The 13554-nt window shown below is 64.8% G+C and carries 13 protein-coding genes; 5 read left to right on the top strand and 8 right to left on the bottom strand.

Features of this window, described 5'->3' with window-relative positions; translation table 11 throughout:
- Positions 1–49: 49 nt before the first annotated feature.
- Positions 50–1402, bottom strand: coding sequence for a hypothetical protein (locus tag ACIGGF_RS23960; protein ID WP_397523587.1), 1353 nt, complete (start codon positions 1400–1402; stop codon positions 50–52).
- Between the two features lie 194 nt (positions 1403–1596).
- On the opposite strand from ACIGGF_RS23960, the gene ACIGGF_RS23955 reads away from it, so the two are divergent.
- Together ACIGGF_RS23955 and ACIGGF_RS23950 are read left to right on the top strand one after the other, a co-directional pair.
- Positions 1597–2964 (top strand): WS/DGAT domain-containing protein, encoded by a 1368-nt coding sequence (locus ACIGGF_RS23955; protein WP_397523586.1) that lies wholly within the window; start codon positions 1597–1599, stop codon positions 2962–2964.
- Positions 2965–3038: 74 nt separating this feature from the next.
- Positions 3039–3920, top strand: coding sequence for a PE-PPE domain-containing protein (locus ACIGGF_RS23950; RefSeq protein WP_397523585.1), 882 nt, complete (start codon positions 3039–3041; stop codon positions 3918–3920).
- A gap of 1 nt (position 3921) precedes the next feature.
- Here ACIGGF_RS23950 and ACIGGF_RS23945 read toward each other — a convergent pair whose 3' ends face one another.
- Positions 3922–4281: a VOC family protein gene (locus ACIGGF_RS23945; protein ID WP_397523584.1), complete on the bottom strand. Its 360-nt coding sequence runs from the start codon at positions 4279–4281 to the stop codon at positions 3922–3924.
- A gap of 43 nt (positions 4282–4324) precedes the next feature.
- Between ACIGGF_RS23945 and ACIGGF_RS23940 the strand changes: the two genes are divergently transcribed.
- Positions 4325–5212 carry a glycosyltransferase gene (locus ACIGGF_RS23940; protein WP_397523583.1) on the top strand — a complete coding sequence of 296 codons (888 nt, stop codon included), beginning with the start codon at positions 4325–4327 and terminating at the stop codon, positions 5210–5212.
- On the opposite strand, the gene ACIGGF_RS23935 is transcribed toward ACIGGF_RS23940, so the two are convergent.
- Both ACIGGF_RS23935 and ACIGGF_RS23930 read right to left on the bottom strand, forming a co-directional pair.
- Positions 5199–6155, bottom strand: a complete 957-nt coding sequence (locus tag ACIGGF_RS23935) for an alpha/beta hydrolase (RefSeq protein WP_397523601.1) — start codon at positions 6153–6155, stop codon at positions 5199–5201. The genes ACIGGF_RS23940 and ACIGGF_RS23935 overlap by 14 nt on opposite strands.
- Before the next feature lie 76 nt (positions 6156–6231).
- Positions 6232–8145, bottom strand: a complete 1914-nt coding sequence (locus ACIGGF_RS23930) for an alpha-amylase family protein (RefSeq protein WP_397523582.1) — start codon at positions 8143–8145, stop codon at positions 6232–6234.
- 71 nt (positions 8146–8216) lie between these two features.
- On the opposite strand from ACIGGF_RS23930, the gene ACIGGF_RS23925 reads away from it, so the two are divergent.
- On the top strand, positions 8217–9176 hold the full coding sequence (locus ACIGGF_RS23925) for an SDR family NAD(P)-dependent oxidoreductase (RefSeq protein WP_397523581.1): 960 nt from the start codon (positions 8217–8219) through the stop codon (positions 9174–9176).
- A gap of 6 nt (positions 9177–9182) precedes the next feature.
- Here the strand turns inward: ACIGGF_RS23925 and ACIGGF_RS23920 are convergent, their stop codons facing one another.
- The gene (locus ACIGGF_RS23920; RefSeq protein ID WP_397523580.1) at positions 9183–9722 is read right to left on the bottom strand and encodes a hypothetical protein; all 540 of its coding nucleotides are present in this window, start codon (positions 9720–9722) and stop codon (positions 9183–9185) included.
- Between the two features lie 75 nt (positions 9723–9797).
- Between ACIGGF_RS23920 and ACIGGF_RS23915 the strand changes: the two genes are divergently transcribed.
- Positions 9798–10970, top strand: coding sequence for a winged helix DNA-binding domain-containing protein (locus tag ACIGGF_RS23915; RefSeq protein ID WP_397523579.1), 1173 nt, complete (start codon positions 9798–9800; stop codon positions 10968–10970).
- Between the two features lie 78 nt (positions 10971–11048).
- Here the strand turns inward: ACIGGF_RS23915 and ACIGGF_RS23910 are convergent, their stop codons facing one another.
- From ACIGGF_RS23910 to ACIGGF_RS23900, 3 genes are all read right to left on the bottom strand, one after another.
- Complete coding sequence (locus ACIGGF_RS23910; protein ID WP_397523578.1) at positions 11049–11666, bottom strand: class I SAM-dependent methyltransferase; 618 nt, start codon at positions 11664–11666, stop codon at positions 11049–11051.
- Positions 11667–11782: 116 nt separating this feature from the next.
- Positions 11783–12778, bottom strand: a complete 996-nt coding sequence (locus ACIGGF_RS23905) for an alpha/beta hydrolase (RefSeq protein ID WP_397523577.1) — start codon at positions 12776–12778, stop codon at positions 11783–11785.
- 323 nt (positions 12779–13101) lie between these two features.
- Positions 13102–13554: ATP-binding protein (locus ACIGGF_RS23900; protein WP_397523576.1), on the bottom strand; the 453-nt coding region annotated here is incomplete at its 5' end.

The following is a 13554-nucleotide window of genomic DNA, read 5'->3' as shown; positions in this document are numbered from 1 at the left end:
GCCTGAACGAAAGACCCTGCAGCCCTTGTGCTGCAGGGTCTTTCGTTTTTCAGGCTCCGTCGATCCTCCCCAACCGGCCCAGGACGGCCTGCATCTCGGTGCGTTCGGAACGCGCAGCCCAGGGACGCTGCCGGTTTTTGCCTCGCATCTGCATCGCCGCCCCGACGACAAGATCGCCGTTGGGTGCAAAGTGAACGCGAACTATCTCGTTGAGTGCATGTCCCGACACGACATCCCGGAAGCCGCTGCAGAAACCGCGCGGAAACAGCGGCGCATCGGGTTCGTTGTACTTCCCCCCGACGAAGACCGGTCTGTTGGTACGAAAGTCGCGGCACTGCGCGATGAACCCGTGGAACGCGCGCCCTCGCTCGCGCCCGTAGCAGGCGATACCCACCCGCCCGGACCCGGTGGCGGTGATAGCGCCGAAACGGGCGTCTCGCACACCCGGCGCAGAGACGACCACCGGCCTCGACCAGGTCACCGCTCCATCGGAGGACCAGGCGGCATGCAGCAGACCGTCGCGGTCCGGCCACACCACATACACGTTTCCATCGTCGTCGACGGCCGTCGACTCCCGCAGCAGATAGCGCGACCCGAGCAGCAGAAAGTGCAGCGGGCCGTGATACTTCGCCAGTGCCGACCCGGGAACCATGCGGACATCCCACGTCAGACCTTCGTCGCGGCTGACTGCCACGGCAAACCGTCGGCCGTACCGACCGCCGATGTAGATCGTGCCGTCCGGCCCGACGACGCCCTTGCCGAATGTGACGTACTCACGGCTGGGCAGACCCGGGATGTTCTTCGGATCGATGTCGAACCCGCCGGCCACCTCCCATTTCACGCCGCCGTCGAAGGAGCGCCAGATCACCTGGCGGGTGACGTTGATCAGTGGCCGCGCCCGCACCGAGAACGGAGTCGGAGCGGACAGATAGGTGACTCTTCCACTTCCGGTGTTTCTCGGTCCCGCAAACAGTGTCGCGTCCATCCGGGCTGTGGACGCCACCTTTCGGCTGCGCCAGGTTTCGCCTCGATCATCGCTGACCGCGAGTGTGAATCCAGCACGGAGCGGGTGCGGCGGGATTGCGCCGAATCGGCCGGTATGGAGAAACAGTCGGTCGTCGACACCGTCGAAGTACAGATACGGCCGATGTCGGCTTCCCCGTCCGCCCTCCGGAACCGATGCACGCCAGGACTTTCCGAAGTCGGAAGAACGTAATACACCGACACCGTCGACGGTGAAGGCCGGGGCGAGGAACACAGTGTTGTCCGATGCCACGCCCAGGGTGCAGGCCGCCGAACCGTACTCGGTGTAGGAAATATCGGTGACGTAGTCGGCCGAGGCGGCAGCGTTGGTCGAGGCGCGAAGACCGGCCCGATAACCCGAGGCGACTCTGGGCGTCACGACACCGACCGCGCCGTGTCACGGCGTCGCGTACCGACGGCGGGGAAATGCATTGAAACAGGCTAGCGCCGATTCCGTGGGGAATCGGCGAAGTAATCGAAGAAGTCCTCGGGCCGTCGTGGTGAGGATTCACAGAACCGAACCGGTCAGTTCGCAATCTGCCCGGTAGCGCAGCGGCGCTTAGGCTCTTGCTCGTGGCCCGTGATCGACCCGAATCGACGAGACTGCACCCGGTCGATGCCCGGGCGTACTGGATGGCGTCGAAAATTCCCAGTGACCAGTTCCTGCTGTACTGCTTCGACGCCGGACCGGGCGAGCACGACGCCGCCGACATCGAGGCCGAGGTGGTGCGCTTGCGCGAACGCAGCGCTCGCATCGAACTGCTGCGACAGCACATCACGAACGTGCCTCTGCGCGTCGATTATCCCCGGTGGGCAGACACAGATCCGGGAACCGAGACCGTCACCGTTCACGCCACTCCGCGCACCTGGACGGAGTGCCTCGAGGCAGTCGCGAATTCCTTCGTCGATCAGGTCGATCCCGCCGTATCGGTGTGGCATCTGCACCTGTACCCGAACATCTCGGATGCGCCGGGCGGACCGGGGCCCACTGTCGTTGCTGTGCTGCAGCTTTCACACGCAGCCGCCGATGGAGCACTCGCATCGACGATCGCCCGCGACCTGCTCGGCGCGCATCGACTCGCCCCCGTCTGCAGTTCGCGGTCCGCCAGGATCGAGCCGCTGGCGAGTGTGCTTGCCGCTGCGGCCCTTCCGTTCCGTGTGCTGCTGATGTTTCGCGGTGGTCTACGCGCTCGACGCGACGCGCTGGCGCTCGGGCGTGCCACCGACTCGGGTTCGGTCCCGCCGCCCGCTCGGTCGCGGGCCCTGACCGCGCTCGACGTGCCGCCTACCGGCCGGACGTCCGTCCGGACCATCGTTGTTGCGAAGTCGGATGTACACGCCGAAGGCATCACGGTCACCGTCTTCGTGCTCGCCGCCATATCGATTGCGCTGCAGGAGCTTCTCGGCGGTTCGGCCGATCTGGCCGCAGAGGTCACCCTCTCCCGGCAGGCACGCGGGCACGCGCGCAACAACTTCGGCAACGTGGGCGTCGGACTGTTCACCGACGAACCGGACATCCGCACCCGTGTGCAGCTCATCTCGGATGACCTGGCCGCGCGCAGAATTCGTGCAGATCATCCACTGGCGCGAGCGGCGCGCGCGTCACAGGACGATGTGGAACTACATGTACCGGCGTTTCTGGCCGAATGGGGAGTCGACCAGTTCGACCCGGCCGCGACGCCTCCCACGGTCACCGGCAACACCGTCGTGTCCAGCGTTTCGCGAGGTGCCGCAGACCTCACGCTCGCAGGAGGCACCGTCCGGTTCACCGCAGGCTTTCCCGCCCTCTCCCCCGCGATGGGCGTGACCCACGGCGTACACGGCATCGGGGATACCGTCACCATCGGCATCACCTCCAACAGTGCCGCGGTACCGGACCCGGACCGCTACGAGTCGCTTCTTCGCGGCGCTCTGGACGAAGTACGCGCTGCCTCGACCTGATCGGGACCGAACTGCCAGGCAGTTCTCAGCGTTTGTCGGGTGCCGGGCTCAGGTTCACCGGACAGACTCGAACCATGAATCAGGATCAGGTGACCGTGCTCGCGGTCGGCGGTACCGGGGAGTCGCATCCATCCGACCGTCGGACGCGCGTCACCGGACTGCTCGCCTGCGTCGTGGGCCAACTGGACGACCGCTTCGTCGGCCGATGGGTCGGCTACCCGGCGTCGTACGGTCCCGTCGCGTTCGGCGGCCTGTGCTTCCGCCACAGTGCCGACATCGGTGTTCGACGCCTCCGCCGCGCGATCGAGACCACCACCGGGCCGATCGCACTGATCGGATACTCCCAAGGGGCCACCGTTGTCCGCGAGGTGCTCGGACTCGTCGCCGACGGAACGATCGACGGAACCCGCATCGTCGCTGCAGGCTTGGTGTCCGATCCTCAGCAACCGGTCGGCGCGGTGAGCGGATGCACCGGACGCGGTGTCGCGGGGGCGGGCCCCGCTCTGCCCGCATCGATCCCGGTGCGGTGGATCGGCCTCGCGACCGACATGATCTGCAATGCCAGCGACGACAGCCTGATTCGCGACATCGCCGACCTCACCCGATGGATGTCGTTTCGCACACCGAAAACGTGGCTGCGTGAGCTGTGGATGCTGCTGCGCAGCAACAGTTTCCAAAACGCCACGCGGACTCGACTGCGACCCTCGCAGTGGGCGAGAGATGTTCGACGCCTCCGCACCGCGGCCGGCGAGGTGGCCGGCAACCTACCGCAGTCCATGCGCTGGCGCCGGTGGGAGTGGACCAACGCGGGCGGCGGTCGCCATATCGCCTACGCGCGCGAGAATTACGCGGACGGTCTCACCGGCTGCCAGGTTCTCGCGCAGTGGCTCAGAGAGCAGGAAGATCAGCGGCAGAACGCCAACGGGATGACTTCCCCGGCAGCGCGGGTGGCCTAGTTCATGTGCGCTTGCACAGGCAGAAAATATGCCCGACCGGATCTCGGTACACCCAGAACGAGTCCTGTGCGTGGTCGATCAGTGTCGCTCCGGCGTCGACGACGAAATCCCTGGCCTGCCCCATGTCGTCGACCACCAGGTCGAGGTGGATCTTGATGCCCTCGCTCGGCCAGTCGATGGGCGTGAAGTCGGGCGCCTTCTGGAAGGCGAGACGCAACTCGCCCGGACCGTGGATCACCACCCAGTCCCCGTCGTCATCGACCGGTGCCCAGCCGAGAATGGTGCTGTAGAAGCGCGCCAGTTCAGCGGGTTCCGGGCAGTCCAGCACGGTGTAGTCGACGGTGATCTTCGGCGAAGTCATGACGATCAGAATAACGGCGATGCACCAAGTAATGTAAACGAACATGCCAGTCGGTTTTGTATCTGTCGTCATACCGTGCTTCAACGGTCTACCCGATCTCGATGTGCAATTGTCGGCCCTCGCCGCGCAGGATTTCGACGGCGACTTCGAGGTGATTGTCAGCGACAACGGCTCGACCGACGGACTTCGTCAGCACATCGAGCAACTCGAATCATCACTGGACATTCGTTGGATCGACAGCTCCGACGTCCGGGGCACCCCGCACGCGAGAAACGCCGGCATCGTGGCCGCTCGTGGAGACTTCCTCGCCTTCACCGACCAGGACGATGCCGTGTATCCCAATTGGCTCACCGCGCTCACCCGAGCCGCGGAGAAGTACGACGCCGTCGGCGGTCCGATCGAAGTACAGACGCTGAACTCACCGGAGGTAGCGACATGGCGCGCGGTGCCCGCACCCGACGATCGATTCGAGACGACGTACCTGCCGTACGCGCACGGGAACAACTTCGGAATGTGGCGGCGCGTCGTCGATCAGGTGGGCATGTTCGACGAGAACTTCCTCGGTGGCGGTGAGGACACGGACATTTCGTGGCGCATACAAGAGGCCGGCCTGACGCTCGGCCACGTGCCCGACGCGATGGTCGCCTACCGACTGCGGACGACCGCCCGCGCGGCATTTCAGCAGGGCATCGGATACGGAGCGGCCGCCTGTGATGTCCTTCGCAAGCACCGGCCGTACGGAGCAGAACTGCCGAGCGTACGGGCGATAGTGCTGTTCGGCTACGGACTCGTCATCCGAAATCCGTGGCTGCCGAAGGCGTTGTCGCCACTACCCACGGGCATGTGGGCACTGAGTGCGGGTACCCTTCGAGGCACTGTCTCGCGGCGATTGCGGTACCTACTGGACGAGCGACGGCTCAGCCGCCGATAGCAGGGGCGATCGTCTCGAACCACGCATCGTGCAGGTGCTGCTCCCAGTGGTTCCACCAGTGCACACCGGTACCGGTGATCTTGACGTTCGGTCGCCCGCCTGCGGCCTGCAGCAACGGAACGAACGCGCGGCTGCTCATGCCGGCGGCTGTCTCGAGCGGCACCATCTGCGCGAACTTGACGGGGTCGAAGCGGCTACTGGCTGGGTTGAACACAGGGTCCGTAGCCGGTGAGCCACTGCCCGACGAGACGAACACGGCCGTGTTGCGCAGTGCACCGACGTTGAGCGACGGGTCGTTGCGGATCCAGTCCGCAGACGGCCAGGTGCCCCACATGTTGCGTGCGTTGCCGCCCATCTCGCCGACGGCAACCGATATGCCCTGCGCGAATCCGGGGCTGCTCGCGGTCGGGTAGCCACTGAACGACGCCACTGCCTTGTAGAAGTCCGGACGATGCGCGGCGAGGTTGAGCGCGGAGGTGCCGCTCATCGACAGGCCGGCCACGGCGTTGTTGACGTTGTCGCTGCCGAAACGGTCGGCCATGAACGGGGGCAGTTCCTGGGTGAGGAAGGTTTCCCACTTCACTCGTCCGAGCTTGGGGTCGTCGCGCTGCCAGTCGGAGTAGAAGGTGCCGCCGCCGCCGAACGGAATGACTACGTTGACGTGCTTGTCGGCGAAGAACTGTTCGACGTCGGTCTCGATGAGCCAGCCGCTGTCGTTGTCGGGCGCGCGCAGACCGTCTAGCAGATACAGGGTGGGCGCGGGTCCGTCGCCGGCCACTGTGAGCACCTTGATCGGAATGTTCTTGTCCATCGACGGCGAGTACACGTAGACGAGCTCGGAACTGGCCTTCGCCACACCGGTCCCCATCAGCACCGTGGCCATCGTGGCGACCATTACCGCCACTACAGCGAGCACCAGACTTCGTATCCGAGCATGCAGCATCGAGATTGTCCCCTTGTTCGTATCCAGCCCACCCGTTCCGGGGGAGGGTAACAGCTCGGTCACGATGATGCTTCTTCTAGTGCACGCGGCCGTCGACGATCCACCACGCTGCATACGGCGGTAACCACACCGATCCGGTGCCGTCGACGTGCAGATCGTGTTGCGAAAGCACCTCGGTCGGGGCCGGTATGCCGAGCTCGATCAGCTGCGCATGCGGAAACGAGCGGTGCTCGGCGGTGACGTTGTAAAGACCCACCAGGGTGCCGCTCGGATGACGCCTGCGGACGACGAGCAGACCGTCGTCCGACTCGCTCTGCACGTCCACGGGAGCCTCGGCATGCAACATCGGCAATCCAGCGCGCACCTTCGCGATCCGAGCGATACCGTCGAACACCCGCTGCGCGTCGCTCCCATGCTCGAACCGACCGGCTCGATCGGCGTCGGTCACGTGCGGCCGATGCACCCACCGGTTGTCCTCGGCGTGAGCCGGTTCCTCGGCCCAGCTCGGGTCGCCCGGGGAACCGAGCTCGTCCCCGCTCCACACGACCGGGATCCCACCCCATCCGGCAATGATGGCGTGCGCCAGAAAGATTCGGCCGAACGCACCGTCGGGATCGAGACGGGACGGCCCCAGACCGGTCAGGGCGGCTGCCGTTCCGCTGATCCGGCGGTCACCGGTATCCGGGTTGTATTGGAACACCAGACCTTCGGCCCAGGAGCCGTCGAATTCGCCGGAGTACCAGTCGGCCAAGAAGTGGCGATGCCCTGCGCCCGAGAGCCCGAGTGACGCCGCGTCGCCGTCGTCGATGGCCCAGCCGATGTCGTCGTGGCACCGAACGTAGGTGACCCAGGTTCCACTGGGCGGCGTCGGAGGCAGCGACGCCAATGCGTGACGCGCCAAAGCCGTACTGCCCGTGGCCAACATCGACCAGACCTGCACCATCAACGAATTGTGGTAGGCGATGTCCGACACTCGTCCGGTGTGGCGGCCCTGACCCAGATACGGCAGCAGATCACGCGGGCCGACGATCGCCTCGGCCTTGAACAGAGTGGCCGGAGCAGCGAGCCGAGCGGTGGCGCGCAGGGCCTGGGTGACCGCATGCACCTCGGGTTGATTCTGACAGTTGGTTCCCAGCCGCTTCCACAGAAATGCGATGGCGTCGAGGCGCAACACCTCTACCCCCAGGTTGGCCAAATGCAGCACGATGCTCGCGAACTCTTGCAGCACAGCAGGATTGGCCCAGTTCAGATCCCACTGCCATTCGTTGAACGTCGTCCATACCCATTCGCCGAGTTGGTCGTCGAACGTGAAGCTGCCGGGTGCGAAGTCGGGAAACACCTCGGGGAGAGTGCGCTCGTACGAATCCGGGGTGGTGCGATCGGGGTAGATCAGGAAGTAGTCTCGATACTTCGGATCACCCGAGCGCGCCTTCTCGGCCCATTCATGCTCGCGGGCAACGTGATTGAGAACGAGATCGACCACGAGACTGATGCCGCGTCCACGCAGCGTCTCCGCGAGCGCGCGCAGATCGTCGTTGGTGCCGAGGTCCTCTCGCACCGCGCGGTAATCCATCACGGCGTAGCCACCGTCGTTGTCTCCGGGCCGTGGTTGCAGCAGGGGCATCAGATGTAGATAGGTGACACCGAGATCGGTCAGATGGTCGAGCCTGTCGCCCACCCCGCGCAGGGTCTGCCCGTATCGGTCGACGTAGCAGGCGTAGCCGAACATGTCGGGCTGTTGAAACCAGTCGGGTTCGAGCAGGCGGCGTTGATCGAGCCGGTGCAGGTCCTCGGGCCGTGCCGCATAGGCATGGGCGGCGATGTCCACCAGGCCGGACGCTACTGCGTCGGGATCGGGGTAGACGGCGGTGACCGCGTCGTGCAGATCGGGAAACCACTGCTCGAGACGCAATTCGAAGGTCTCGCGTCGGTGAGCGGGCAGGTCGGCGAGGATGTCGCGGGTGACGTCGGAGACCGTGATGTGCGCCATGGACTCATCATGGCATCGACCGGTCGGTGTCGATGCGCTTACATCCGGTTGGCGCGGGGTATCAGAGCGGCATGTCATTGCTGAGCCGCACGGTGGATACGATCCTCGACCGAGCCATCGTTCCCGGCTATTCCCGAATCGGCTCCACCGTGCGTCGCCGGTTCTGGGCCGCCGATCCGACGCCGTTCGCCTCGCCCATCGACATGGTGGTGACCGGTGCTTCGTCCGGGCTGGGGGCCGCCACCGCGAAGGAACTCGCGCGGCTCGGAGCGCGAGTGCATCTGATCGGCAGGTCGGCCGATCGGCTCGAGTCCGCCGCCGCGGCGATACGGACCGAGGTGCCCGACGCGTCCCTCGTGGTGCGCGAGTGCGATATCAGCGATCTCGATTCCGTGGCGGCGTTGGTCGCGGCACTGGCGTCCGAACTCACGTCGGTACACGCCCTGGTGCACTGCGCAGGGGTGATGCCGGACGGGCGGCAGTTGTCTGCACAGGGGCACGAATCCGCCTTCGCCACTCATGTTCTCGGGCCTGTCGCGTTGACGGTCGGTCTACGAGAGCTGTTCGACGCCGGATCGCGGGTGGTCTTCGTGTCGAGCGGCGGGATGTATGCAGTGCCGCTGCAGAACTCGGACTTCGAGTACGAGAACGGCAAGTACTCGGGAATGACTGCGTACGCTCGGACGAAGAGAATGCAGGTGGTGGTGGCCGAGCAACTGGCCGAACGCTTCTCGCTCGAAGACGATCCCGTGGTGCACAGCATGCACCCCGGCTGGGCAGCCACTCCGGGCGTCACCGGGTCGATGCCGATGTTCGGTTCGGTGATGAAGCCGATTCTGCGCAGCGCCGACGACGGTGCCGACACCATCGTCTGGCTCGTGGCCGCCGATCCTGCACTGACCCGCACCGGCACCTTCTGGCACGACCGAGCACCGCGTCCGACGCACTACCCGTCCTGGCGTGGAGACTCACCTCGCGTTCGAGATGCATTGTGGGCCAGCGTGGTCGAGGCAACGGGCGTCCAGCTTTGAGGACTTCTAGGGGTGGGCCGTCGGCCGCTTTCGCTTGACGAGCGTGTTCCGTACGAGCATCAGCAGAGTCAAGCCGGTTCCCCAGCCCATCATGCACAGGATGACCCCCACTCCTGACTGTCCGGTGACATCGGTGCTCGCGTCGATGCAGAATTCCGTCGCGAAACCCGCCGTCGTGCCCAACGCAGCGACGTGTCCGCCGGATTGCACCCAGCGAGACAGTCGCGCGGCCAGCAGGCACAGCAACACGACCGTCGCCCCGCACCCGGCGACCTGCCATGACGGGAACTCGTTCGGTGCCGGGAGACCAGGCCCTCGGAACTCGCCCCGATAGTCGCCAGACCAGGTCAGCCACGCTGCACACGAGACGAAACCCCCTGCAACAGCAATCGATCCGGTGGCCCACAACCCCAGCGAGCCGGTGCCCGCCCTATCTCGCTGTCTGGAGAACCTGGCCCACAGAAGCACTGCCCAGAATGCCGACCGTACGGCGACGAAAACGAAGACAATCCAGAGAAACTGAGACCAGGAGAAGTCGACTGCCATGTTCCGACGCTATCGCCGACGCCCTTCTGACCGGTTATGTCGGCTCCGGGCCCCGGAAGCCGTCACACTGATCGTGTGAAGATCACCGACGCCCAGCGGCGACACCGACTCGTCGCGCAGCATCTCGCACGCGTATCGACTACCGAGGACGTCGTGTCCTCCCTGCTCGCGTTGCATGCCACCGACCCGGCGACCGTGTATCTGTCGGTGCTGGCGCGGGCCCGGTCGCTGGGACTGTCCGATGTTCGTGACGCGATGTACGAACGCCGAACCCTGGTCCGGCTGATGGCGATGCGTCGCACGATGTTCGTCGTCGCTCACGAGGACGTTCCGATGGTCCATGCCGCCGCGAGCCTCGGGGTTGCCCACACCATGCGGGCGCGCTTGGTCAAACAAGTCTCGACGTTGCCGACCGAACCGGTGATCGACGATGTCGAATCCTGGCTCGAGGCAACCGAAACCGAGACCGAATCGATGTTGCGGTCGTTGGGAACTGCGACCGGAGCCGAGCTGTCCGCTGCAGTCCCCGGCTTGAAGACGGCATACCTGCCGACCACCGACAAGGTGTACGACGTCAAGCGGTACGTCACGTCCGAGGTGTTGGTGATGATGGCCGCCGAAGGCAAGTTGGTGCGCGTCGAACCGCGGGGAGCATGGACTTCTCGGCGGCACGCGTGGGCACCGATCGATCACTGGTGGCCGGACGGAATTCCCGAACTCGACGAAACCGAGGCACGCGCCGAACTCGCCCGCCGCTGGCTGGAAGTATTCGGACCGGCGACACTCGACGACCTGCAGTGGTGGGCGGGCTGGAACAAGACGCAGACTCGCGGTGCGGTCTCGGGCCTCGACACCATGACCGTCGAACTGATCGAAGGTGAGGGAATAATGTTGCCCAGCACCACCTTCGACAAACCCGCCGGCACCAGTGTCATGCTGCTGCCTGCGCTCGACCCCACACCGATGGGGTGGAAGCACCGGGCCTGGTACCTGGGTGAACACAAGGCACCCCTGTTCGACACCTTCGGCAACATCGGTCCGACCATCTGGTCCGAGGGCCGCATCGTCGGTGGATGGGCAGTGACCGGTTCCGGAGAAGTGGTGACCGAACTGCTCGAAGACGTCGGATTGGCGGTCTCGAAAGCCGTTGCAGCCGAGACAGAACGACTCACTACTCTGCTCGACGGCACCGCGGTGGTCCCGTCGTTCCCGACGCCGTTGGAGAAGAAGCTGCGGGGCAAGAAGTAGCCGACCTTCGCCTACAGAATATTCATCTACCCACCGTCACAGGTGGGCATCTGCACAATCTGTGGGTAGACAGTGGTGTCAGAAGGGGTAGCGGCCCTCGGCCCACGCACGGGCGGCCGGCGGAGTCACAGCATCTACAGGCTCTCCGTCGCGGAAGTACTGGGTGTGCAGAATTCGGCCCGAGTCGACTGCTTCCTGCCACGCCTGAGTCGGTCCTTCACCGAACCAGAGCCACGGCGTGATGTCGTCCATGACGACGACCGTGTCCGGGGTGGCGAGGGCACGTAGGTCGTCGAGGTCTGCCCGAGCACCTTCCACCGAATGATCACCGTCGACGAAGATGACGTCGAACCGCACGTCCGGGTGCTGCTTCGCATACGCCTTGACGGTGGTGTGCGAGTCCCCCTGAATCAAGGTGTGGCGGCCCGGAAAGTGTTCGTCGACATGGGCTTTCGCGTCGGCGCTGTAGGCGTAGGCGGCCAAGTCGAAAGATACGACAGTCACGTCGGGTGACGCAGACAGGAAAGCCCAACTCGAGTAGCCGGCGTTGAACCCGACTTCACAGATCAGCGTCGTGCTCGGCCGGGCAGCAAGGGAAGACAAATACCTCTGCTCTGCCTCGTCGGCTCCACGCTCGAAAGGTTCACCAGCGGTGGCAGTCTGGTTGACCAACATTTCGAGTTCCTGCAGACCCATCTACGTTCTCCTATCGTCTGATTCGGAGCGTAGCCAACTTCGATCCGAGGTGCAGACGACGCCGATCACTGGCAGAAGACACCAGTACGATCCCGATGTTGCTCAGCAGGAACAGCTCACGGCTCGATCCCCGCGGCCAGCGTCGGCCAGCTCTTTGCGAGCTGGTCGGCCCAGTACGGCCATGAGTGCGTACCGGGGCTGCCCAGATCGAATGTGGCCGGGATGTTCAGCTGGACGAGCCTGTCGCGGAGCAGGCGCGTGCAGAAGTCGGTGCCTACTTCGATCGCACCGCCGATCACCAGCGTGTCGAGGTCTTCGAGCGTCTCGTACCGCTCGTACGGACCGGGGAGGCCGCTGGCGGAAAAGAGGTAGATGGACTTTCCACGCAGTGCTTCCGCGTTCACCAGCAGGTCGTGGGCGGCCCAGCCCTCGTTGAGGGGCCCACCGAGCATATTGTTGGCGTTGCCGCCGTAACCGGCAACGATGCTTCGCATGACGGTTTGCCCGAGTATGCCCTCGGATAAGAAGCACCCGCTGTACGCCGCGACGGCCGAGTACTTGTCCGGGTTCCGAGCGGCCAGCATCATTGCCGACTGAGCGCCCATCGACAGGCCCGCAATACCGTCAGTGCCGTTGCCCTCGAACTCCGCGTCGATCAACGGCGGGAGTTCCTGCGTCAGAAAGGTTTCGAAGCGGTAGCGGCCGAGGCGCGGGTCGTCGTTCTCCCAGTCGGTGTAGAAGCTCGCCGGCCCGGCAAGCGGGAGAACCACGTTGACGTTCTTGTCACGGAAGAACTCGGCTGCGTTCCCCTTGCGAAGCCAGATGCTGCTCGACGGTTCGTTCTCCCCGGATCCGCTGAGCATGTACAGCGTCGGGCGCGGGCCGTTATGCTCTGCGGGGGTCAGAACCTGGACCTCGATGGTCCGATCCATGCTCGGCGAATACACCGACAGCCACGTCAGCGTCGGGTTGGTATCGATTCGGTTCTCGATCCGCGCCGGCTGACTCGGTACAGGACCTTCTTTGTCGATCTCTTGGGCAGCGGCGGGCACGCCCGCTACGAAGGTGAGCAGAACTGCCATCACCACCAGAACCGGCCGCACGCCGAACATAGAACCCCCACTGCCCGCGGCGCTGCGCGACCGCTGTTGTCGAAGCAGTTTTGCACGACGAAAGGGCAAGAATCGGACTATTCGCCAGCTACTTGTGAAAAATCCGGGATTCTGCCTGTTTTGTGCGACAGTCGATGAAATGGACCGGCGCTCACCGAGGCCGCGACCTGCCTGTGGGCTGCAAGTCAGACGTTGAACCTGAACTCAGCGCGGGGCGTTTGCTGCGACCGACAGATAACGGTTCACGCCTCTGGCCAGGCCTGACGAGGCTCAGTGAAATTCCCCAACCGCGCTCACCGAAATTCCCCACTCGTGAGCGGTCTTCACTGTAGTGGTTGGCGGGTTCCGGTGGTGGCTTTGCGGAGCTTCTCCGATCTGGCGTTGTGGTCTCGCAGCCGGTAGGAATCGCCGTCGAGGTTGAGCACGACGGAGCGATGCAGGAGCCGGTCGAGCATGGCCGCGGCGACGGTGTTGTCACCGAGCACTTCACCCCACGATCCGACACCACGATTGGTGGTCATCACGATCGATGTCTTCATATACCGTTGCGAGACAACCTGAAACAGCGCCGACGCAGCCTCACCGGGCAGCGGTAGGTAGCCGAGCTCGTCGATCACCAGCAGCGTCGGGCCGGCATAGAACCGCATCGTCGTAGCCCAGCGCCCCTCCAGCGCTGCCCGATGGTGACGGCGCTCAGTGAAAATACCCAGATCTGATCCCTGAAAGTGCTCACCCGTGTGGCTCCGCCAATGAGGGCGGGCCTCCTCCGATGCTGA

It is taken from the genome of Rhodococcus sp. NPDC078407 (assembly GCF_044542515.1).
GTDB lineage: Bacteria > Actinomycetota > Actinomycetes > Mycobacteriales > Mycobacteriaceae > Rhodococcoides.
This window is presented reverse-complemented; position numbering and strand designations above follow the sequence as displayed.

Bases quoted from the DNA above. Each gene is read 5' to 3' on its own strand.
- ACIGGF_RS23920 (WP_397523580.1), bottom strand. From the start codon at position 9,722: ATGGCAGTCGACTTCTCCTGGTCTCAGTTTCTCTGGATTGTCTTCGTT.
- ACIGGF_RS23925 (WP_397523581.1), top strand. From the start codon at position 8,217: ATGTCATTGCTGAGCCGCACGGTGGATACGATCCTCGACCGAGCCATC.
- ACIGGF_RS23950 (WP_397523585.1), top strand. From the start codon at position 3,039: ATGAATCAGGATCAGGTGACCGTGCTCGCGGTCGGCGGTACCGGGGAG.
- ACIGGF_RS23935 (WP_397523601.1), bottom strand. From the start codon at position 6,155: ATGCTGCATGCTCGGATACGAAGTCTGGTGCTCGCTGTAGTGGCGGTA.
- ACIGGF_RS23910 (WP_397523578.1), bottom strand. From the start codon at position 11,666: ATGGGTCTGCAGGAACTCGAAATGTTGGTCAACCAGACTGCCACCGCT.
- ACIGGF_RS23940 (WP_397523583.1), top strand. From the start codon at position 4,325: ATGCCAGTCGGTTTTGTATCTGTCGTCATACCGTGCTTCAACGGTCTA.
- ACIGGF_RS23930 (WP_397523582.1), bottom strand. From the start codon at position 8,145: ATGGCGCACATCACGGTCTCCGACGTCACCCGCGACATCCTCGCCGAC.
- ACIGGF_RS23945 (WP_397523584.1), bottom strand. From the start codon at position 4,281: ATGACTTCGCCGAAGATCACCGTCGACTACACCGTGCTGGACTGCCCG.
- ACIGGF_RS23905 (WP_397523577.1), bottom strand. From the start codon at position 12,778: ATGTTCGGCGTGCGGCCGGTTCTGGTGGTGATGGCAGTTCTGCTCACC.